The organism is Rheinheimera sp. UJ63 (genome assembly GCF_021568285.1).
GTDB lineage: Bacteria > Pseudomonadota > Gammaproteobacteria > Enterobacterales > Alteromonadaceae > Alishewanella > Alishewanella maricola.
Genome location: NZ_JAKGTQ010000001.1, coordinates 1,052,285 through 1,074,649, shown reverse-complemented (window position 1 = coordinate 1,074,649; position 22,365 = coordinate 1,052,285). Strand labels below are relative to the sequence as shown.

The 22,365-nt window shown below is 48.6% G+C and carries 16 protein-coding genes; 11 read left to right on the top strand and 5 right to left on the bottom strand.

Translation table 11 applies throughout. The features are described 5' to 3' along the window. Window positions 1-12: 12 nt before the first annotated feature. Window positions 13-1,380: a hypothetical protein gene (locus L1N97_RS04990; RefSeq protein WP_236129004.1), complete on the bottom strand. Its 1,368-nt coding sequence runs from the start codon at window positions 1,378-1,380 to the stop codon at window positions 13-15. Between the two features lie 327 nt (window positions 1,381-1,707). On the opposite strand from L1N97_RS04990, the gene L1N97_RS04985 reads away from it, so the two are divergent. The 5 genes from L1N97_RS04985 (at window position 1,708) to L1N97_RS04965 (ending at window position 10,657) form a co-directional block, all read left to right on the top strand. Continuing rightward, a complete protein-coding gene (locus L1N97_RS04985; protein WP_229584649.1) occupies window positions 1,708-2,964 on the top strand; it encodes a DEAD/DEAH box helicase in 1,257 nt (418 codons plus the stop codon). A 98-nt stretch (window positions 2,965-3,062) separates the two neighbouring features. Next, window positions 3,063-4,271 carry an EAL and HDOD domain-containing protein gene (locus tag L1N97_RS04980; RefSeq protein WP_236129003.1) on the top strand — a complete coding sequence of 403 codons (1,209 nt, stop codon included), beginning with the start codon at window positions 3,063-3,065 and terminating at the stop codon, window positions 4,269-4,271. Between the two features lie 101 nt (window positions 4,272-4,372). After that, a complete protein-coding gene (locus L1N97_RS04975) occupies window positions 4,373-6,280 on the top strand; it encodes an alpha-amylase family glycosyl hydrolase (protein WP_236129002.1) in 1,908 nt (635 codons plus the stop codon). Window positions 6,281-6,289: 9 nt separating this feature from the next. Further along, window positions 6,290-8,728: a glycoside hydrolase family 31 protein gene (locus tag L1N97_RS04970; protein ID WP_229584652.1), complete on the top strand. Its 2,439-nt coding sequence runs from the start codon at window positions 6,290-6,292 to the stop codon at window positions 8,726-8,728. A gap of 66 nt (window positions 8,729-8,794) precedes the next feature. Beyond that, window positions 8,795-10,657 (top strand): glycoside hydrolase family 13 protein, encoded by a 1,863-nt coding sequence (locus tag L1N97_RS04965; RefSeq protein WP_236129001.1) that lies wholly within the window; start codon window positions 8,795-8,797, stop codon window positions 10,655-10,657. 42 nt (window positions 10,658-10,699) lie between these two features. On the opposite strand, the gene L1N97_RS04960 is transcribed toward L1N97_RS04965, so the two are convergent. Both L1N97_RS04960 and L1N97_RS04955 read right to left on the bottom strand, forming a co-directional pair. Continuing rightward, window positions 10,700-11,500, bottom strand: coding sequence for a sulfite exporter TauE/SafE family protein (locus L1N97_RS04960; RefSeq protein ID WP_226750472.1), 801 nt, complete (start codon window positions 11,498-11,500; stop codon window positions 10,700-10,702). 51 nt (window positions 11,501-11,551) lie between these two features. Beyond that, window positions 11,552-12,556, bottom strand: coding sequence for a TDT family transporter (locus tag L1N97_RS04955; RefSeq protein WP_236129000.1), 1,005 nt, complete (start codon window positions 12,554-12,556; stop codon window positions 11,552-11,554). A 96-nt stretch (window positions 12,557-12,652) separates the two neighbouring features. On the opposite strand from L1N97_RS04955, the gene L1N97_RS04950 reads away from it, so the two are divergent. The 3 genes from L1N97_RS04950 to L1N97_RS04940 all read left to right on the top strand — a co-directional run bounded on the left by L1N97_RS04950 (window position 12,653) and on the right by L1N97_RS04940 (window position 16,897). Further along, entirely contained in the window at window positions 12,653-13,510 is an 858-nt protein-coding gene (locus L1N97_RS04950; RefSeq protein ID WP_236128999.1) for a LysR substrate-binding domain-containing protein, read from the top strand. Between the two features lie 171 nt (window positions 13,511-13,681). Then, window positions 13,682-15,178 (top strand): MFS transporter, encoded by a 1,497-nt coding sequence (locus L1N97_RS04945; protein ID WP_236128998.1) that lies wholly within the window; start codon window positions 13,682-13,684, stop codon window positions 15,176-15,178. Between the two features lie 3 nt (window positions 15,179-15,181). Beyond that, window positions 15,182-16,897, top strand: a complete 1,716-nt coding sequence (locus tag L1N97_RS04940) for an alpha-amylase family glycosyl hydrolase (protein WP_236128997.1) — start codon at window positions 15,182-15,184, stop codon at window positions 16,895-16,897. Between the two features lie 300 nt (window positions 16,898-17,197). Here L1N97_RS04940 and L1N97_RS04935 read toward each other — a convergent pair whose 3' ends face one another. Next, window positions 17,198-17,692, bottom strand: coding sequence for a MarR family winged helix-turn-helix transcriptional regulator (locus L1N97_RS04935; RefSeq protein ID WP_236128996.1), 495 nt, complete (start codon window positions 17,690-17,692; stop codon window positions 17,198-17,200). A gap of 86 nt (window positions 17,693-17,778) precedes the next feature. On the opposite strand from L1N97_RS04935, the gene L1N97_RS04930 reads away from it, so the two are divergent. The 3 genes from L1N97_RS04930 (at window position 17,779) to dauA (ending at window position 21,246) form a co-directional block, all read left to right on the top strand. Continuing rightward, entirely contained in the window at window positions 17,779-18,780 is a 1,002-nt protein-coding gene (locus L1N97_RS04930; RefSeq protein WP_236128995.1) for a catalase family peroxidase, read from the top strand. After that, window positions 18,773-19,306 carry a cytochrome b gene (locus L1N97_RS04925; RefSeq protein WP_236128994.1) on the top strand — a complete coding sequence of 178 codons (534 nt, stop codon included), beginning with the start codon at window positions 18,773-18,775 and terminating at the stop codon, window positions 19,304-19,306. The genes L1N97_RS04930 and L1N97_RS04925 overlap by 8 nt, the downstream gene beginning before the upstream one ends. Before the next feature lie 179 nt (window positions 19,307-19,485). After that, a complete protein-coding gene (gene dauA / locus L1N97_RS04920) occupies window positions 19,486-21,246 on the top strand; it encodes a C4-dicarboxylic acid transporter DauA (protein WP_236128993.1) in 1,761 nt (586 codons plus the stop codon). On the opposite strand, the gene L1N97_RS04915 is transcribed toward dauA, so the two are convergent. Next, window positions 21,219-22,250, bottom strand: a complete 1,032-nt coding sequence (locus L1N97_RS04915; RefSeq protein ID WP_236128992.1) for a LacI family DNA-binding transcriptional regulator — start codon at window positions 22,248-22,250, stop codon at window positions 21,219-21,221. The two genes, dauA and L1N97_RS04915, sit on opposite strands and share 28 nt — an antisense overlap. Between the last annotated feature and the right edge of the window lie 115 nt (window positions 22,251-22,365).

Below are 22,365 nucleotides of genomic sequence, written 5' to 3'. Positions count from 1 at the left end.
CTGAGTTTTTACTTAGTTTTGTTTTAAATGCACGGTTTGCCATAGGTTCTGGTTTTCTGGCACGCTAAAGAAGCTTTCTGGGTACCAGCATTTGGGCAAGAGTACATTCATGTAGTTCTCTTCGCCGTCTTTAAACAGCATATTCAGCAATTCTTTTAACCGCTCTTCTGGTAGCCGCTTTAAACGGTCCCGCGCGGGTTTAAAAAATAAATTCAGCTCACTGCTTAAACTAATATTATGCCCCGTATTGCGATATTGCATATTACGGCTGACCACTCGACAGCCAGGTTGATCCGGCTTTTCGGGATAAAGGGTGTTCACAATAGCAAACTCATATTTCATTTGTGGTTTACCATCATCACCCAGTGGCGTGAACACTACGCCATAGCCTTGCGGGAACAAACCAACAATCCGAAACAGTCTATCAACTAACACACCATGGTAATCACCACGTTGCACACCATCTCGCATTAACAATGCTGCTTTAGGTAAGGCTTCATAGTTATAGCGCGGCCGGCCCGGTAAGGCGACAGAGGCATAAGCTTGCGGCACTTTAAATAAGCTGCCCAGCGGGGTATTGGGTTTGGCACTAATAAAACGTTGTAATTGTTTTTGTAAACGCTGTTGTTGCTGTTGGTGTAAGTCACGTTCTTCGCGTTTATTACCCCTGAAAGGTAACTCGCCCAGGCCGTATTTTAATAAGTCGAGGCTGCCGGTAAGGCAATGGCTTAATAGCTCTTGCCGTTGCTCTTGAGTCAAGGCTCGATCGGCCTTGTCACCGCCAGTTTGTTTTGCGAGCAATTGCTGTGCCGGTAAGCACATTAAGCCTGCATGTTGAATGATACAGCCCATCACTATCGGTATTTGTAGGTTTTGCCGATAGGGGCAGTCGGTTAAAGAGCCCACATTGCGTTCTTTATACCATTCTTGCCAGAGCGGTTCTTTTAAGATGTTTTGTTCTAATAAGTCTTCTAACAAGCGTAAGGTGAGTAAGGCGCGATAACAGGGTTTATAAGCGTTTTCCAGTAAGACCGTTTTGCGTTTATTTGAACTTGCGGTCATTAACAAACCACCGAGCAAGCGAGCACTGGCCGTTTGGGTTTCGAGCGGTGTGGTACCTTCACTCAGTTTTAGCAGGGCTTCTGCGGCTTGGCGCAACAACGTCCAGCAACGGATACGGCGCTTTTCGTCTTCAAATTGCAGATCAGTAAAAAGGCTGCGGTTTTTGCGTTGTACTTCGGCAATATCACCCGCTTGCTGACTTTGCTTCCAAACAAATTCCGCTTGGCGTAAAGCACGTTGTTGCTCTTGATATTGCGCAAAAAAATCTATCGCCTCGTTATAAAAACACGCTTGGTGAGTGCTATAAAACTGTGCCAATAGCTGCTCAAGGTTCCGCACAAAAACCGATTTTTTGGGAAGCGCAAGATTCAAAACTAAGCCCCGATATTATTTGATTTATAAAACAAAATACCACTCCCGATCTAGGCTGCAAAGTAGCAATAGAGCAAAAGTTGAAATTAAAACTTTTCGTTTTACGAAAAAGTTATTTTCTGTACGATTCACCGCGCAATTACCAATTAACGGGACTAAGTAAGTGATTTACTCGTCTTTTGTTGCAATATCATGTAAGCTGCGCGCCCTTCATTTGGAAGGGTACTGCAGCTGCGGGCAGAGATTTTCGCAGCGACAATTGCGGGAATACGCATGCAATTTACAGATTTACCGTTATCGGCTGACATTTTAAAAGCTGTAGCAGAAAAAGGTTACACCACACCATCACCTATCCAGCAACAAGCCATCCCTGCCGTGTTAGCAGGGCGCGACTTGATGGCAGCCGCGCAAACCGGAACCGGTAAAACGGCCGGCTTCACTTTACCCTTATTACAATTATTAGCGGAAGGCCGAACGCAAGGACGTAAAGTACAAGCTAACCAAGTGCGTGCTTTAATCTTAACGCCAACTCGCGAGTTAGCTGCGCAAATCGCAGAAAACGTGGCGTTATATGGTAAATACTTACCACTGCGTAGCACTTTAGTGTTTGGTGGCGTGAAAATTAACCCGCAAATGATGGCGCTTCGCAAAGGCGTTGATATTCTGATTGCCACGCCAGGGCGTTTAATGGATTTATATCAGCAAAATGCCGTGCGCTTTAATCAGCTTGAAGTGCTGGTGTTAGATGAAGCTGACCGTATGCTCGATATGGGCTTTATTCGCGACATTAAAAAAATCTTAGCGTTATTACCACCTAAGCGGCAAAACCTGTTGTTTTCGGCAACCTTTTCCAACGAAATTCGTACTTTGGCAAAAGGCCTGTTAAACGATCCGTTAGAAGTGACGGTGACTCCGCCAAACAGTACGGTCGAGCGCATCGAACAGTGGCTGTATCCGGTAGATAAAAGCCAAAAAGCCGCCTTGCTCATTCAACAAATTAACGAGCATAAATGGCAGCAGGTGTTGGTGTTCACCAAAACCAAACACGGCGCCAACAAGCTGACGCTGCAATTAGAAAAAGCAGGCATCACGGCCATGGCTATCCATGGTAATAAAAGCCAAAACGCGCGTACTAAAGCCCTCGCTGAATTTAAAGCGGGCGGAGTACGGGTGTTAGTGGCGACCGATATCGCCGCCCGTGGTTTAGATATTCAGCAATTGCCACAAGTCGTCAACTTTGAATTACCCAATGTTCCTGAAGACTACGTGCACCGCATTGGCCGCACGGGTCGCGCTGGGGCCGCAGGTTTAGCTGTGTCATTAGTGTGTGCAGAAGAGTTAAAAGAGTTGGTGGGTATTGAGCGGTTAATTAAGCAATTACTGCCCAGACAGATGATTGCCGGTTTTACGCCGCAGCAACCTTTACCTGTTACCACGGCTAACAGCAAAGCGCCACGAGCCGTTGCAGCAAAAAGACCGCAAGCACGCGAGCACCGGGCGGGTCAACGAAGCGTTACACAAAAGCATTAAAGCCTGTTGATGGCGCAGCGGATATATTCTGCTGCGCTCTTGTGCTCGAGGTGTTAAAGCTTATACTCTCAAGCGGTAGTGCTTAAGGGTTACGTAATATGTATGGTTTTATTGCAAGGCAACCGATCTTTAATGTTTCAAAGGAGACCATCGGTTACGAGTTATTGTTTCGTGATGGTGAGGCCAACGCCTTTCCTAATATTGATGCCGATGAGGCAACCTCCAAACTCTTGATGCAACATCACCTATTGATGGGTGTTGAAAAAGTCGCTGCCAATAAACTCGCTTTTATCAATTTTTCTGAAGATACCCTAATTTATCACTTTCCCACGTCAATCCGCCCAGAAGGCATGGTCATTGAGGTATTAGAATCGGTTCCTGCCTCTGAAGAGCTGTTGCATACCTTAAAGTTTTTGCATGGCCGTGGTTATAAATTGGCGTTAGATGATCACGACTTTGATGAAAAATGGCGGCCTTTCTTACCTTACATTACTTATTTAAAAGTCGATATTCAGCAGTTTAATATGCTGCAAATTAGTCGCCAATTACGCGAATTAAAACAATTTCCATTGATCTTATTAGCCGAGCGGGTAGAAACCGCCGAGCAATTTGAGCAGTTAAAGGTTTTGGGCTTTCATTTGTTTCAGGGCTATTTATTCGCTCGGCCAGAGATGATGAAGCACAAACAATTACCGGTAAACAAAGCGACCTTACTGGAGTTAATTGCTGAGGCGTCATCCAGCAAAATGAATTTTAATCGGCTAGCTGAGTGTTGTCAGCGCGATGTGGGTTTGTCTTACAAGTTACTGAGTTTTATTAATAACTCTGGGCCAATGCGTTCAGAAAAAATATCCTCGTTAAAACATGCCATGGTCTTTATGGGCGAAACGGAATTAAAGAAATTTATTTCGTTGTTAGCGTTAGCCAATTTAGCGGATGGCGGCATTGATGAGCGGATCACTCAATCTTTAGTGCGGGCTTATTTTTGCGGGCAACTCGCCAAACAAAAACAACTGCCTGACAATCCGCCCAGTGCTTTTTTAACCGGTCTGTTTTCAAATGTGCACGAAATAGTCGAGCAACCGCTGGCAGAGTTGCTGCAACAATTACCGCTGTTAGACAACGTAAAACAAGCACTGCTAACAAGACAAGGCGTGTTAGGGCAGTTCTTGCAACTAATCGAAGCCTTTGAACAAGCCGATTGGCCAAGAACGGAGCAACTAAAGCAGGCCTTGGATCCGTTAACGGGTTTGGCGGAGCTATACCAAGAAGCGGTTCTCTGGACCGAGCAAGTACTAAAGCCTTAAACCTTAGGTTCAGGCTTGCATACGTATGCACCAAAAAAAGGCAATGCTTGCGTCAAAAATTGCGGTAACTTATTGGGATCAACCCAATAGGTAGCAGCAAGATGATAAAAACAATTCGCTTATTGAGCTTGGCGGCACTCGCAGTATTGGTTGCCTGTGATAAAGCCCCCACACCAGCATCTCAAACCGTAACACCGCCGGCCGTGGTCAGCACCGCTTCGGATCACACCGCTGCTCAGGGCAAGGCGGTGGTATATCAAATGTTCACTCGTCTTTATGCCAATACCACCAGTACTAACAAACCCTGGGGTTCACTGGCGCAAAATGGCGTAGGTAAATTTAATGACATCAATGATGACGCCTTACGTGGCATCAAAGCGTTGGGGACCACCCATATTTGGTTTACCGGTGTGCCACATCATGCGCTTATTGCCGATTATAGCGCTTATGGTATCAGTCATGACGATCCCGATGTAGTGAAAGGCCGCGCCGGTTCGCCTTATGCGGTGAAAGATTATTACAGTGTTAATCCTGATTTAGCGGTTGATCCTGCTGAGCGTTTACAAGAATTCCAAGCGTTGATTGCGCGTACTCACCAGCATGGTATGCAGGTGTTAATTGATATCGTACCCAATCATGTGGCGCGCTCTTATCAGTCGCTGGCGAAACCTGCCGGCGTGGCTGATTTTGGCGCGAATGATGATACCAGTGTGGTCTATGCGCGCGACAATAACTTTTACTATGTGCCTGGCGAAGCCTTTCAAGTACCTGACTGGCCCGCTGATTATCAAGTGTTAGGGGGGCAAGCGCACCCGTTGGCTGATGGCCAATTTAACGAAAATCCGGCGAAATGGACCGGTAATGGTGCACGAGCGGCCAAACCCGCCTTTGATGATTGGTATGAGACGGTCAAAATCAATTATGGTGTGCGGCCTGATGGCAGTTATGATTTTGAGCGCTTGCCGGCTGATTATGCCCAAAAAGATTGGCAAGCGCATTACCAGTTTTGGCAAGGTAAGTCGGTGCCTGATTCTTGGTTAAAATTCCGTGATATTACGCAATATTGGCTGCAACTGGGTGTTGATGGCTTTCGTTATGATATGGCCGAAATGGTGCCCGTTGAGTTTTGGAGTTATTTAAACGCGCATATCAAACACACTAATCCGCAAGCATTTTTACTCGCAGAAGTGTATCAGCCGGCGCTATATCGCGACTATATACAGTTAGGTTTAATGGACTATTTGTATGACAAGGTTGAATTTTACGACAGCTTAAAATTAGTGATGCAAGGCAAAGGACCTACCTCAGCCTTAGTGCAGGTGCAGCAGCGCATGGCGGATATTGAACACCATATGCTGCATTTTTTAGAAAATCATGACGAGCAGCGCATTGCCAGCCCCGAGTTTGCAGGAGATGCCCGTAAAGGCATGCCAGCCATGGTGGTCTCAACGTTAATCAGTAGTTCACCCACCATGCTGTATTTTGGCCAAGAAGTGGGTGAACCGGCGAGTGAGGATGCCGGTTTTGGCAAAGCCAGTCGCACCACTATTTTTGATTATTGGGGCGTACCGCATCATCAGCGCTGGGTGAATGGCGGGAAGTTTGATGGTGGTGCGCTGACGCCCGCCGAAATGAACTTACGGCATTTTTATCAAGGTTTACTCAGCTTTAGCCGTGAGGCGCCGGCATTAAACGGTGACTATGTGGAATTGCATACGCTAAATTTAGCCGCAGGCAGTGCTTATTCAGAGCAGCAATTGGCTTTTGCACGGTTTTCTAACGAGCAGCAATTAGTGGTGGTCAGCCATTTCAATGCCTCAGAGTCAGTTGAATTTCAGCTGCAATTACCTCGCACCCTGATGCAGCAATGGCAGCTTGCCGATGGCAAATATGCATTACATGAACAGTTAACGGGTGTGAGCCATGAACTGGTGGTGACCAGCGGTGAAGGCCGTATTGCGGTGAAGTTGGCGCCACTGGGCTCTGTGGTATATCAATTGGTGCGTTAAGGAAAAACTATGCAACGTTATTTTCAATGGTTGGTGTGTAGTGCGCTGCTGTTTGCCTCGCTGCTGCTCGGCGCGGCTGAACATTATCAATCGCATCGGGTTAATGATAATCAGCTTATTTTAACCACTGACCGTGGCCAAGTGAGTGTGCGCTTTCAACACGAAGCGGCGGTTGAAGTGTGGTATCAGCCGGAAGGGCGGCAGCAGTTGCCATCACTGATTTTAGCCGATAAAACATCTGCGGTAGCACTGACCTTGCAGCAACAGCCAGAGCAGCTGATCTTGCAAAGCGCCCGCTTGCGGGTCGAAATACAAAAAAGCCCACTGGCATTGCGTTTTTATCAAGGTGAGCGGTTACTGACTGAAGATATCGCGGGTTTGTTGCAACCCGACGCTACAAAAATTGCTTTTAAGTTTCGTTTAACGCCCGAGGAGATGTTATTTGGCGGTGGCCAGCGCGTGCTGGGTATGGATCGCCGTGGCCATAAATTACCGCTGTATAACAAAGCGCATTATGGTTATAGCACCGAATCAAACCAGATGTATTTTAGTTTGGCTGGGGTGATGTCGAGTAAAAACTACATGCTGCTATTTGATAATGGCGCTAGCGGTGAGTTGGATCTGGGCCATAGCCAAGCCGATACCTTGGCTTTTCAAGCCGAAGGTGGCCGTAGTGCTTATATCGTGGTGGCAGGGCAAAATACGCCGGAGCTGATTGCTAACTACACGGCGGCCAGCGGTCAGGCACCGTTACCGGCGCGTTGGACTTTAGGCAATTATGCGTCACGTTTTGGTTATCGTACAGAAGCCGAAGCGCGTGCTGTGGTGCAAAAATTTCGTGATCTAAACTTACCACTAGATGCCATCGTTATCGATTTGTACTGGTTTGGTAAAGACATTCAAGGCCATATGGGCAACTTGGCTTGGGATAAACAGGCGTTTCCTACACCCGAGCAGATGCTGGCTGACTTTGCCGCCGATGGCATTAAAACCATTTTGGTTACTGAGCCATTTATCTTAACCAGTTCCAAGCGTTGGCAGCAAGCCGTTGACGCCGGTGCTATAGCCTTGGGCCCCGATGGCAAGCCAAAAACCTTTGATTTTTATTTTGGCAATACCGGCTTAATTGATGTGTTTAAACCGGAAGCGTCAAGTTGGTTTTGGGGTATTTATCGTGATCTACTGGCGCAAGGGGTCGGTGGTATTTGGGGCGACTTAGGTGAGCCAGAAGTGCACCCAGCGGATACCCTGCATCAGTTACCGGGTATCGGTAGTGTGACGGCCAATGAGGTACACAATGCCTATGGTCAGCGCTGGGCAGAATTAGTGTATCAAGGCTATCGGCAAGATTTCCCTGAGCAGCGGCCTTTTATTATGATGCGTGCCGGGAATCTTGGTTCGCAGCGTTATGGCATGGTGCCTTGGACCGGCGATGTCGACCGCAGCTGGGGTGGGTTAAAGCCACAAGTTGAGCTGGCGCTACAAATGGGCTTATTTGGGTTTGGCTATATCCATTCTGATCTGGGCGGTTTTGCCGGCGGCGAGCAGTTTGATGCGGAGCTGTATATTCGCTGGCTGCAGTACGGTGTGTTTCAGCCAGTTTATCGGCCACATGCGCAAGAACATATTGCGCCAGAGCCGGTATTTCACAGTGATGAGGTGATTGACACCCTGCGCCCTTGGCTAAACTTACGTTATCAACTGCTGCCCTATAACTACACGCTGGCCTATCAACATAGCCAAACGGGGATACCCCTGATGCGACCGTTGTTTTTCCTTGATGAAACTAACCCCTCGTTACGCACTGAAACCAACAGTTACCTGTGGGGCGACGCGTTTTTAGTGGCGCCGGTGACCGAGCCAGGTGTTACGCAGTGGCCAGTGAATGTGCCAACGGGCGTGTGGTTTGACTTTTTTAACGGTGAACGCATTATTGGCGGCGAAGTTGTAAAGCGCCCAGTTAGTCTTGAGACCATTCCGGTGTTAGTGAAAGCGGGTAGTTTTATCCCGATGACGGCACCGATCCAGCGCACCGCAGATTACTCTAGCCAAGCGCTTACCTTACATTATTTCGCAGATGCCAGTGTAAGCTCCGCGCAAGGTCAGCTGTTTGAAGATGACGGCGTAACGCCCGATTCGCTTGCCAAAGGCCAATATGAATTGCTGAACTTTAATGCACAGCACAGCAACGAACAGCTGCTGTTTTCGTTGCAGCGCCAAGGTGGAGATTATCAGGGTAAGCCCGCGCAGCGTGAGTTAACCCTCGTCGTGCATAATCAACGCGGCAAACCAGACAAAATCTATGTCGATGGTCAGTATATTCCGCTGGTGGCACAGCCGCAGCGCTTTGCTAAAAGCCAACAGCTGGCTTGGTACGATAAAGCAGCAAAAAAAGTGTATATCAAACTCACGTGGCAGGCTGAGTTGAGTCAGATTGTCATTAAATAGTCTCAGTACTGATAACTAGCGCCGGTTTTATCTGGCGCTGTTTACTTAAACAGGAGCTTATCTTACATGCGTTTTTTGCTGCTTGCTGTCATTCTGCTTGGTTGTAACTTACCGCTTCACGCCAGCATGCCAACGTTACAACGAGTAGAGCCATTAAATTGGTGGGTGGGCATGCAGTATCCAACGGTTGAACTGCTGTTATACGGCAAAAATATCAGTAGCTTAACACCCGCGTTAACTTACCATGGGGTCGCGATCAGCAAGATCACGCGCACTGACAATCCCAACTATTTATTTGTGGAGCTCACTATCGCTGCTGAGGCAAAAGCCGGGCAATTGCCGCTGCAACTAAAGCAGGGAGCAAAGGTAGCACTTCGCTATGATTATCCGCTGCTTTCGCGAGCGCCGGGTTCCGCGAAGCGGCAAGGCTTTAATGGCAGTGATGTGATTTATTTACTTACGCCTGATCGTTTTGTCAACGGCGATCCGAGCAATGATACGGTACCCGCAATGCTAGAAGGTGTGGACCGTGCAAAGGATAACGGTCGTCATGGTGGCGATATCGCGGGTATGCAAGCGGCACTGCCGTACCTTGCAACCTTGGGTATTACGGCGGTGTGGCCCACACCCTTAACCGAAAATAACCAACCGGCGTATTCTTATCACGGTTACTCGGCCACCGATCTATACCAAGTTGACCCGCGCTTTGGCAGCAATGCGCAATTTCGCGACTTTGTCGCCGCCGCGAATCGCCGTGGCATTAAAGTGATTCAGGATATTATTGTTAATCATATCGGTAGCAAGCATTGGTGGCTGGCCGATTTACCCGCGCAAGACTGGCTTAATTTTCCAAGCGGTGATGCAAAGGGACGTTTTGTGCCAACCAACCACAACCGCAGTACCATTCAAGACCCCTATGCCGCCGCAGGTGATCGCCAATTATTTACCGATGGTTGGTTTGTCGACAGCATGCCGGATTTAAATCAACGGCAACCACAATTAGCCACTTACCTGATTCAAAACAGTATTTGGTGGGTGGAATATGCCGGTTTATCAGGCATTCGTGAAGACACCTATTCCTATGCCGACAAAGCCTTTTTAAGCGAATGGGGCCGGCGCATTATGCAGGAATACCCGCACTTTAATATCGTGGGCGAAGAGTGGAGCCCTAATCCGTTGATCGTGTCTTACTGGCAGGCCGGTAAACAAAATACAGACGGTTATGTCTCGCATACGCCGGCCATGTTGGATTTTCCGCTCTACGATGCCTTATTAAATGCCTTGGTGGAGCAAGAGAGCTGGAACAGTGGTTGGATCAGGCTGTATGAAATGCTCAGTAATGATCATGTGTATGCCGATCCCTTTAACTTGGTGATTTTTGAAGGTAACCATGACACAGCGCGGTTATTTTCAGTGCTCAATGAAGATATGGACCTGTATCGAATGGCACTGAGTTATCTGGTAACGATGCGCGGTATCCCGCAACTGTTTTATGGTACAGAATTAGCGATGACTAGCCCTCAGCAGCGTGACGATGGCAAAGTGCGCGCTGACTTTCCGGGCGGCTGGGCCGGCGATCAGGTGAATGCATTTACCGGTAAAGGTTTAAACACAACGCAGCGTCAGGCGCAGCAGTTAGTGAAAACGTTGCTGAATTGGCGCAAAACTGCGAGTGCGGTACATAACGGTAAATTAAAACATTTCGCGCCGGATCGCGGCACTTATACTTATTTTCGCTACAATGAGCAGCAGACGGTGATGGTGGTGCTGAATAAGCAACACGAGGCAGTGACACTGGATTTAGCGCGTTTTCGTGAAGTGCTAGCGACAGATAAAGCCGCTACCAATGTGCTGACCGGTAACGTCGTGAGTTTGCAACAGCCACTAAGTATCCCTGCGCGCGGGAGTATTATCTTAGATATAAGATAAGGCGCTGAAAAACGGCTATTTATATACCCAGCTATAGATAGCCTATAGAACGTACCAGAGCATTTTTAAGCTGAGTAAGATCAACAAAATAGCGAAGATTTTTCGCAAGGTGTTCACAGGTAATTTGTGCGCCAGTTTTGCGCCAATGCGAGCAGTAAAAAAACTGGCTGCAGAGATTAAAACAACGCCAGGTAAATACACTAAACCCACAGTGTAGGGTAAATCCAGCTGTGGTTGGGCGTTCAGTAAATAACCAGAGGCACCGGCTAACGAGATAGGTAAACCAATCGCGGCTGAGGTGCCAATAGCATACTTTAATGTGATGTTGCGCCAACTTAAATAGGGTACGGTGAGGGTGCCACCGCCAATGGATACCAAGGCTGAAATAGCGCCGACACCCGTACCTACTGCCGCTAACTCCAATTTTCTGGGGTTTCTACTTTCAGCCACGATGGCTTTTTTCGGCCGCAGCATTTTTATCCCAATGTAGCTCATAAAAATGGCAAAAAATACCGCAAGGGCATAACCACTGATCCGTGCTGCGACAAAGGTGGCGGCAAAAGAGCCGATAATCAGCCAAGGGGCCATCACTTTTACGATTGGCCAAAGTACACCGCCTTTGGCGTGATGCACGCGCAGGCTCGAAAGCGACGTCATCATAATAGATGTCATAGAAGTACCAAGGGCCAAGTGCACCACGTAATCGGGTGAGATCCCTTGTGCGACAAAAATACTGGTGAGCATAGGCACCATAATGCCGCCGCCGCCAATACCGAGTAAACCAGCCATAAAGCCAGCAAACACTCCCAAGGATACAAAAGCCAGTATCCATTCAATTGCCATGTATTAAGCCTTATTTAGGTTAGAGGTTGCGAACCGTTCTGTTTTTATTCATTAATTTTTGCTGCTAGCAGATTCAACCAGTCTTTGTGTTTGCTTGGCTAGTGTATCTGGCCGCAGCGCCGCACTTTGTTGCCAGAGATAACCGGCAAAGCGAAAACTGACATATAAGGTTACCAGAGTTGCGATAACTAATTCTAGATAAGCGAGCTGCTGCAGTAATGCTGCGCTTTCAGGCTGTTGCCATAGCGCAAATTGTTCGCTGGCTTTAAACAGCGCCGTTGCGCCAATTACTAAAGGAAAGGTAAAAGCAGCAAAGCCGGGCGAAAACGGTAACCTTAATAAATATAGCATGGCCACATAAATAATGCTGGTCATCACCAATGCCAATATCAGTAAGCTGAGCACTAACATGGGCTGTGCCGGGCTGGATAAACTGAGATAGCCGGTTAAACATAAGCTGGCCGGAGCGGCTAAAACCGCCAAACTCGGCCTTGCCGCTAACGGGATGCTACCGGCGAACAGCAAACGAATGATCACTAAAGGCAGTAATACGGCATAGCAGAGCAGCCCAAACCAAAAAATACCCTGTATGACATTTTCTGAAACGGCTGCAGGGCAGGTTACCACGGCAGTGACAATACCAATAGGCGGCACAAACCAACCGGGTAACAGCTGATTAAACTGTAAAGTGCCTACACGGTGCCAGATAAACGCCACCAGTAACCATAAATGCAGCACCACAGCAACGGACCAAAGCCAACGCCCCGCACTATTTGGTAGCGCGGTGGCGATCACCATTAATGCCATGGCTGACGCCGGTAGCACCGCACCGAGTATCGGGTTCGCTAAATCTTGGCGTAGCAGCGCCGGTTGACGGATAAACTTAAACAATAACAAACTAAGGCATACCAAGGCGAACAATGCCGCTGCGGTTTGCAGCGCGCCTTGTAATTGCAATGCTTTATCCCAGCACCAGCCTAAACTGGCTATGCCTAATGCTAACGCGGCCAAGGGGGTTGGAATGGCGCGAGTGAGATCAGTGCGATCGTTTGACATGTCATGGTTCCAATTTACAGAATGACGCTAGGATAGCGCTCACTTTTGCTTTAGCATATCTGAACGTTTTTAACATAGCGTTAGGATAAACCGAACATGATTGCTATTCGAAAGCTGCAGGTATTTAGTTGTATTGCTCGGTTGGGGAATTTAAGCAGTGCGGCGAGCGCACTGTATTTAAGTAAGGCGGCGGTTTCGCAGGCCTTGAGTGAATTAGAAGCGCAACTGGGTGCGCCGCTGTTTGATCGGGTACACCCGCGTTTAAAACTCAATGAACAAGGGCGCTTATTACAGCCGTTAGCCGATGAAATTTTGGCCAGAGTGTCAGACATTGAACACTTATTTCAACATAACACGCCACAAGGCCAACTGAGCTTAGGGGCCAGCCAAACCATTGGTAATTATTTATTACCCCGCTTACTAAGCCAATTAGCGCCAGGACAATTTAAAGTCAGTATCGACAATACCTATACGCTGTGCCAGCAAGTGTTGCAGTTTGAACTTGATTTAGCGCTGATCGAAGGGGGTAACCCTTTCCCAGATCTGATCACCCAGCCGTGGCGGCAAGACGAGATGTACATTATTGCCAAAGCCGACCATCCGCTCGCTGGAAAAACAGTGCACCACTATCATGCCTTGCAACAGCAAAGCTGGGTGTTGCGCGAAGCGCACTCGGGCAGTCGAGCGCAGTTTGACCGCCATCTTGCCCCACATTTGCCGACGATCACGGCGATTACCGAATTTAACTCGCCAGAGGCGATCATGCAGGCCGTTGAGGCGGGGCTTGGGCTGAGCTTTATTTCTGCCGCCGCGGCTGCCGATCGTTTGCACTATGGTCGGCTGGCGAAAATTACCTTACCGACGCCTTTTACGCGACAATTGCAGTTAGTTTGGCATAAACAAAAGTACCATTCGGTGTTAGCACGGCAATTTATCGCGCTGTGTCAGCCTTGAATAACGGATGGGTTGGCTTGCACACTTTTGGCGCATTGAATACGTATTCATCTTGTAGTCGCAAACAAATGGCGGTATCAATCAGGCTGACAGGTTTTCTACCCACTTTGGCGGCTGTGGCCAACAGAGTGGGTAACAATAATAACAACCGCGACGATAGAGAACATACTTATGCAAACTAAGCCGAACCTCAGCTTTTGGCAGATCTGGAACATGTGTTTTGGATTTTTCGGTATCCAATTCGGTTTTGCCTTACAAAATGGCAATGTTAGCCGAATTTTCCAGACGTTGGGCGCAGATATGGATCAAATTCCTATTCTGTGGATTGCCGCACCGTTAACGGGCTTGTTGGTACAACCGATTATCGGCCATTTCAGTGATAAAACGTGGACTAAATTAGGTCGGCGTCGGCCCTTCTTTTTATACGGTGCACTGGCCACCACCGCGGCATTGTTTTTTATGCCAAATTCACCAAGCTTGTGGATTGCTGCAGGGATGTTGTGGCTATTAGATGCGGCCATCAATGTCACGATGGAACCGTTTCGCGCTTTTGTCGGCGACAACCTCAATAAACAGCAGCGCCCCACCGGCTTTGCCATGCAATCGTTCTTTATCGGTGTCGGTGCTGTGGTGGCGTCGGCGCTGCCATGGATGATGAGCAATTGGTTTGGTGTGTCGAATACGGCGGCAGAAGGGGTGATCCCAGACTCGGTGGTGTTTTCGTTCTATGCCGGTGGTGCCGTGTTATTTCTTTCGGTTGGCTGGACCATTATTTCCTCAAAAGAATATAGCCCTGAGCAATTAGCTGCCTTCGATGCGGCTGAACAAGCGGCTCAGCCGGTCGCTGAGCGTGCAACGCCTGCCGCAAACTACTGGCGCAGCGGCGCAGTGGCCGTGGTGGTGGGTGTGGCAGCAATGATTGCTGTCGCTTCTGCGCAGTTAGATAAGCAACTGTATTTACTGGGCGCACTCATCGCCAGCTTTGGGGTATTACAGTGGCTGGCGAGCTGGTTTAAGCAACAGCAAAATCGCAATATGCTAGTACAACTGGTCGATGATTTATTTACTATGCCAAGCACCATGCGGCAATTGGCGATAGTGCAGTTTTTCTCATGGTTTCCGTTATTTGCCATGTGGATCTATACCACGGCGGCGGTGACCAGTTATCACTATGGCACCACGGACACCACATCGGTCGCTTATAACGATGGTGCCGATTGGGTTGGTGTGTTATTTGCGGTTTACAACGGTTTTGCGGCAATTGCGGCCTTACTGATCCCGCTGTTAGTTAAAGCCACCAGTACACAAAAGGCACACGCGATTAATTTATGCTGTGGCGCTTTAGGGCTATTCGCCTTTTTCTTTATTAAGGATCCGGCCTTACTCTGGATCCCGATGATTGGTATTGGTATCGCTTGGGCATCCATTTTATCACTTCCTTATGCCATGCTCTCCAACTGCCTGCCAGCCAATAAAATGGGGGTGTATATGGGCATGTTTAATATCTTTATCGTGCTACCACAGCTGCTGGCTGCGGCCATTTTGGGAAGTTTGGTCGGCTACTTTTTCCAAGGGCAAGCTATTTATGCGTTGGCGATTGGCGGGGTAAGTTACATTATTGCGGCGCTGTATGTGCTACGTGTGAAAACTGATTTGGTACAGGAGTAACTGATGCTTAAAACGTCCTTAAGTTGTTTGATGTTAGCGCTGGCGCTAAGCGGTTGTAAGCCAGCACCTCAGCAAGCGAGTCACGACAGTGCTGTGCCAGCTGCTACCACGCTAAGCCCAGCAACAGCAGACGCACCCTGGTGGCAAGATGCGGTGTTCTATCAAATATGGCCACGCAGTTTTTACGATACCAATGGTGATGGCCATGGCGATTTTAATGGCATGACCGCCAAACTGCCGTATTTACAAGAGCTCGGTATCGACGCGATTTGGTTAACGCCCATGTTTGAAGCGCCGTCTTATCATGGTTATGACTTTACCGAGTTTTATCAGGTAGAAAGTGATTACGGCTCGATGGCCGAGTTTGAGGCCTTTATTCAAGCGGCCGATGATAAAGGCATGAAGGTGATTCTCGATTTGGTGATTAACCATATCTCGCGTGAGCACGAATGGTTCCGGTTATCGGCTGAAGGCGTTGCGCCTTATCGTGATTACTTTGTCTGGCGTAAAGACTTACCCGCCAAAGGTGAAGGCTGGGGCTATGCCTGGGATCAGTCGGATAAACCCGAAGCCGTGTGGCATTTCGACGCGCGCCGGGGTGAATATTACTATGCGGCCTTTGGTGCAACGCAGCCTGATCTGAATTTACAGCACCCCGATGTGGTGGCTGAAATGAAAAAGATGGCGAAGTTTTGGCTGGATAAAGGCGTAGCCGGTTTTCGGCTAGATGCAGTGCGCTTTGTGATGGAAACTGGCCCAGCGGGCCAAGCCGATCTGCCTGAAACCATCGATTATTGGCGCGATTTCAATGCTTACGTGAAAAGTGTCAACCCGGAAGCTTACCTCGTGGGTGAGGCCTGGGTCGATATTCCGGTGGCCGCTGAATATTGGGGCAATGGCGAGGGCTTAGATCAAGGCTTTGATTTTGAAGTGGGTTATAAAATCTTAGGGCAATTGCTCCCTACTGCCGGTAATGACGCACAATTTGGCACCATTAGTGGCACACAGAGTGGCGAATTGCATCCATTACAAGAGAACGTGCAGCGTCGCCAGCAATCTAACGCGCCGTTGGCTTTTTTCTCGCCGTTTTTAACCAATCATGATCAAGAGCGGGTGGCCTATCAGCTGGCAGCAGAGCCAAAAATTACCCAGCAAAAAGCCAAGTTAGCCGCGGCGATGTTATTTAGCTCTCCCGGTACCAAGTACATTTATTACGGCGAAGAAATTGGTTTAACCCAGGCGAATACCGGCCATGACGTTTATAAACGCGCGCCAATGCTTTGGTCCACACAAACGCAGGGCGGTTTTACGCCAGCGACCCTGAGTTGGGTAGAGCAAGCCGAGTTATTTACGCAACAATTTGAAAATTGGTGGCCGGCGTTTTTACAACAGCAATTAGCACAAGGCGGCAGCACCGTTGCCGAGCAACAAGCGCAGCCTGACTCTGTATGGCGTTTATATCAGTGGCTTATCGCCCAGAAAAAACAACGGCCAGAGCTGAAGCTGGCCGGCAGTTATCAGGTCACTGAATTGGCTAATGGTATATTGCACATAGAGCGCGAGTTAAACGGCAGCAAAACCCGTTTTGTGTTAAATCTTAGCGATTCAGCACAAGACATCAGTTCGCTGTTAAACACCGAGCAAACCGCCAATTGGGCTTTTGATTTGCAAGGCAACATGCTGGCAGCTTATGGCCTGCTGATTTTGCAAACACCCTAACCCGCATTGTCAAACCTGAACAACCACGGTATCAAAAAGCATACCGTGGTTTTTTGTCACTACCCGCTATGCCACATCGCTGCTGATCTTCGTACTTAACCAACCAACACCGGTCCGACCGCACTCAGACACCGGTCCGACCATACTCCGGTACAGGTAAGACCACACTCAGACACCGGTCCGACCACACTCCGGTACTGGTCCGACCGTACTCAGACACTGGTTTGGCCACACTCCGGTACTGGTATGACCGCACTCAGACACTGGTTTGGCCACACTCCGGTACAGGTATGACCAGACTCAGAGAGCTGGCTCGGTAGTTACATTAAGCCAGTTGCGCATTAACGAAATTAGCTGCTGTTGTTCGTGCACACTTAAACCGCTGAGCAGCTGCTGTTGTGTCTCGACATGCTTGACCAGCAGTTGCTCGATCACGTTTTTACCACTTTCCGTTAGGCTTACCACAATACTGCGTTTGTCTGCGGCGGCGGTGTGGCGACTGACAAAACCTTGTTTTTCTAATGACTGTAATCTGCTGGTTAATGAGCCTGAGGTAATTAAAGTTTGCCCAAGTAGCTGATTAGGTGTGAGTTGATAGGGCATACCGCTACGACGTAAGGTGGCTAGCACATCAAAGCCAGCATCCGTTAAACCGTACAGCCGAAAATTCGGCGACATGGCGTTGGTTAAACGTTTATGCAAAAGCTGCAAACGACCAATCAGCGCCATGCTGTCGGTATTCAATGTGGGCATTTCACTGGCCCAAGCCTGCTGGATCCGATCGAGTTCGTCCATTATGCGTCGCTATGTTGAATTTATCTTGAGTTCAAGATACCTTTGCTTTATCTTGAGTTCAAGATAAATGTTGGGGACGTGACAAGATGCGAGCTTATTTTATTGTGGCCGCGCTAGTGGGCAGTGTTAGCGCGGCATTTTTATTGGCCGCTAATTTGGGCGCGGGTAATGCACTCAGTGCGCAAGATTTTGTCGATTTACAGCAAGGTTCAACAGCGCATGCCGGTTTTCGCCGTGCGCATGCTAAAGGTTTTTGCGTAGCCGGTGATTTTATTTCCAGCGGCGCGTTAGCGCCGTATTCAAGTGCTGCGGTGTTGCAAGCCGGGCGTTATCCGTTTATTGGTCGATTTTCGATTGCTGGTAATAATCCGCTGGCGCCTGATTTTAAAGCACCGGTACGCAGTTTTGCCATCACCTTGTTGCCCGAAACCGCACAGCAATGGCGCATAGCAATGAACACCCCACCGGTGCTAGCGGTAGGAACACCAGAAAAGTTTTATCTGCAGCTGCAAGCCATTCAAAATAATAGTGTGCCGCAATTTTTAGCTGAGCATCCAGAGAGTCAGGCTTTTGTAAAATGGCGATCAACCTATCAAGCCAGCAGTAGCTTTGCCAGTGAACGCTATCACAGTATTAACGCCTTTTATTTGCAAAATGCGGCAGGTCAGCAGCAAGCCGTGAAATGGGCTGCAGTGCCGATGTTAACGTCGACAATCAGCAGTGAGTTAGATGAAACAGATGCTGATGCCCTGCAAAAAGAATTTTTTGCGCGCTTAAATGCGGGCATGGTGAGCTTTGACTGGCAATTTACCCTTGGCACGGCCGCGGATGATGAAAATAACGCGACGGTATTATGGCCTGACAGTAATGTACAAATAAGTGCGGGAATACTGCAGATCCATCAGGCGACAGAGCAGTTAGACGGGAATTGTAATGCGCTTAATTTTGACCCCTTAGTGTTACCTCGTGGTGTTGCGCCAACCGCCGATCCGATTTTACGTGCGCGCGCTGCTGCTTATGCCGAGTCACATCGGCGCCGAGCGCGTGAAGTATTAGTGCAATCAGTGGTAGGGAAACAGCATGAATAATCCGGCAACGTACTCATTAGCTATGCGCTTGATGCACTGGCTGATGGCGGCATTAGTATTGTCTTTATTGCTGGCTGGCTTAACGATGGTTAGTGCATTAGGGGTTTGGCAGCAACAATTGCTTACGTGGCATAAAATGGCTGGGTTATTCGCTGCTTGTGCTGTATTGCTGCGAATTTATCTGCGGTTGACTACGCAGGTTCCGGCTTTACCCAGTTCGCTGCCGTTATGGCAAAAGTGGGCCGCGAAACTCACCCATTTTGCTTTTTATTTGTTGTTGGTGTTAATGCCGCTGTCGGGTTATTTAATGCAAAATGCTGCTGGATTGCCGGTGGTGCTGTTCGATGTCAGTTTGCCGATGCTGCTAGCAACTGATTTAGCCCATTATGGCTTATTACGCGAGCTGCATGGCTGGGCAAGTTTGCTACTGATGCTGTTAATTATTCTGCATATCAGCGCAGCATTGCAGCATGGTTTCATTAAACGTGATGGGGTACTGGCGAGCATGCTAAAAAAAACACCATAAAGCCATCGCGACTCAATGCACCTAATTGAATCTAAACGCTGTTTTCGAACAGCGTTTTTGCGTTAAGCGGCAGTTAAAAGGGTTTATAACTATGCCATCTGAGACTAAAAGTGCATAGGTTTAGCAAAATTGCTGCGCTATAGTGATGTATTGTTTAGGCCAGATCAGCGGAGTCTGTTTTGTCTCATCGCGCCCATTTGTTTTCTTTGCGTATTGGTCATGCGCTACGCGAGATTTTGGCTGAAGGTTACACGCGGCAAAAATTATTCAAAGATCTGTTAGCCGGCGTTACCGTGGGCATTATTGCCATTCCACTGGCTATGGCGTTGGCGATTGCATCGGGTGTGCCGCCGCAATACGGTCTGTATACGGCTATTATCGCCGGTTTTGTGATTGCGCTAACCGGAGGCTCGCGTTATAGCATTTCTGGGCCCACCGCCGCCTTTGTGGTGATCCTATACCCTATTGCCGTGAAGTATGGTTTAAGCGGCTTATTAATTGCCTCTGTGCTATCTGGTTTATTACTGGTCGCTATGGCCTTATTGCGCTTGGGCCGTTTAATTGAATATATCCCTGAGTCAGTCACCTTAGGTTTTACCTCGGGTATTGCAATTGTTATTGTCATTTTGCAGGTCAAAGACTTTTTGGGGTTACCGTTAGCCGCTTTGCCCGAGCATTTTGGCGATAAAATTTTAGTGTTAGCACAAGCATTACCCCAAACCGCTTGGCCTAGCTTGCTGGTGGCGGTAGTGACCTTAGCCGTTATGCTTGGTTGGCGCCGACTTCACACCCCCATTCCACCGCATTTACCGGCATTGTTTATCGGCACCTTGCTAGGGTTGTTATTGCTGCAATTCGGCGCAGATGTACCCACTATTGCCTCGCGGTTTACTTATATAGCAGAAGATGGTGCTGTCGCTGCCGGCGTGCCGTCGTATTTACCTTATTTTGATTGGCCTTGGAATCGCCCTGGGCCTGATGGTGTAGCGCTGAGTTTTAGTTGGCAGTTGGCAAAAGATCTGCTGGCCGCCGCCTTTGCCATTGCCATGCTTGGTGCGATTGAGTCGTTATTGTGTGCGGTGGTATTGGATAACAGTAGCGGCCAACGCCATAGTGCAAATAGCGAGTTAATGGGGCAAGGTATCGGTAATATTATTACGCCGTTTTTCGGGGGTATTACCGCGACAGCGGCGCTGGCTCGCTCGGCTGCGAACTTGAATGCTGGTGCGCAATCACCTATCTCAGCGATGATCCACGCGCTTGTGGTATTGCTGGCCTTATTATTGTTAACCCCTGTGCTCGCTTACATGCCCATGGCGGCTTTGGCCGCGTTATTGGTGATGGTGGCGTGGGGCATGAGTGAGGCCCCCAAGGCACTGCATCTATTAAAAACTGCGCCGCGCAGTGATGTTTGGGTTTTCTTGGTGTGTCTGTCGCTAACCGTTATTTTTGATATGGTACTGGCCATCACAACCGGCATTCTGTTAGCAACAATCTTGTTTATGAAAGATATCGCCGCCATGACCAAGGTCACGGACATCTCGGCAAGTCGCAAGCATATTGGTCAACCGTTACCCGCGGGTTGGAAAGTCTTAAAAATTAGTGGCCCACTGTTTTTTGCCGCCGCCGATCGTATTTTTGCAGAAATTGCGCTGTTAGCTGAAAAGCAGCGTGGTTTAGTGTTGTATATGGATGGCGTTACGCTATTAGATGCCGGTGGCTTGGCGGCTTTAGAAAAACTGCGACACAGTTGTCAGACTAACGGCATTGAGTTGATTATTGCCGACTTGCAATTTCAGCCATTAAAAACCTTAGCGAAAGCGGGGGTAGTGGCAGAACCCGGTCGGCTAACCTTTTATGCCACCTTACGTGAAGCGCTAGAGGCATTGCCGCCATCTGTTGAGCTAGCAACTCAAGCCGACGTGGCACCGCAAGATTGACGGATCACCAGCTTAGGTTCAATCAGGTTATCGGTGATCGGTTGGTTGGTAATCAGGTTCATCAGGTTATTGACGAGCATTTCTCCGGCTTTGCTGGTGTCTTGCTGGATCGTACTTAAACCGGGCGAGGCAAAAGAGGCGGCAGGGATATCATCAAAGCCCATCACGGCAATTTGTTCCGGAACACGAATGCCGTTGCGTTTTAAGCAGCGGATCACGCCAATAGCGATTAAATCGCTCGCGCAAAAAATGGCATCGACCGGCTGACCACTTTTTAACAGTTGCTCGGTGGCGATATCGCCGGCGCTTTCGGTGGAGATCGCATCATGGTGCGGCACATCCGCAGCGTTAATGCCAGCACTGACTAACGCCTCAATAAAACCTTGATAACGAGCACTAAACTCTGGGCTACCTTCAGAGGCGTTACCAATAAAGGCAAAGTTACGATGGCCGGTGGAAATTAAATGCGCGCCGGCTAATTTGCCACCCTGCCAATTATTACTGCGAATAGTAAATTCCGGATGGCCTAATACTTCGGCACCCCAGCAAACAAAGTGGGTTTCTTGCGCTAACAGCTTAGCTAATTTTTCTTCGTAATCCACATAGTCGCCGTAACCAAGCAAAATAATACCATCGGCTTTTTTACTGTCTTCATAATCGGCATGCCAGTCGTTACTAAGTTGCTGAAACGACACGAGCAGATCTTGGCCGCGCTTGGCACAGGCTCGGGTGATGCTACCCAGCATTGACAGAAAAAACGGATTAATCAGGGATTCATCGGTGGTGGGGTCTTCAAATAACAGCAACGCGAGCGTACTACTGCGTTGTTTACGCAGGTTGCTGGCGTTTTTATCGACCTTATAATTAAGCTGGCGGGCAATCGCTTGCACCTTTTCGCGCGTTTCTTGATTCACTTGCGGGCTATTGCGTAATGCCCGAGAAACGGTAGATTGCGACACTCCAGCTAAATAGGCGATATCAAAAGACGTAGCTTTTTCTTTCATGCGTTACTCGATGCGGTTACCGTCAAAACACTGCAGCGTGTCAGATTCAACAAACCCTCATCATCATAGAGCTTATTGGCAGAAGATTCAACGCAGTCTAAATCTGTCGACAATA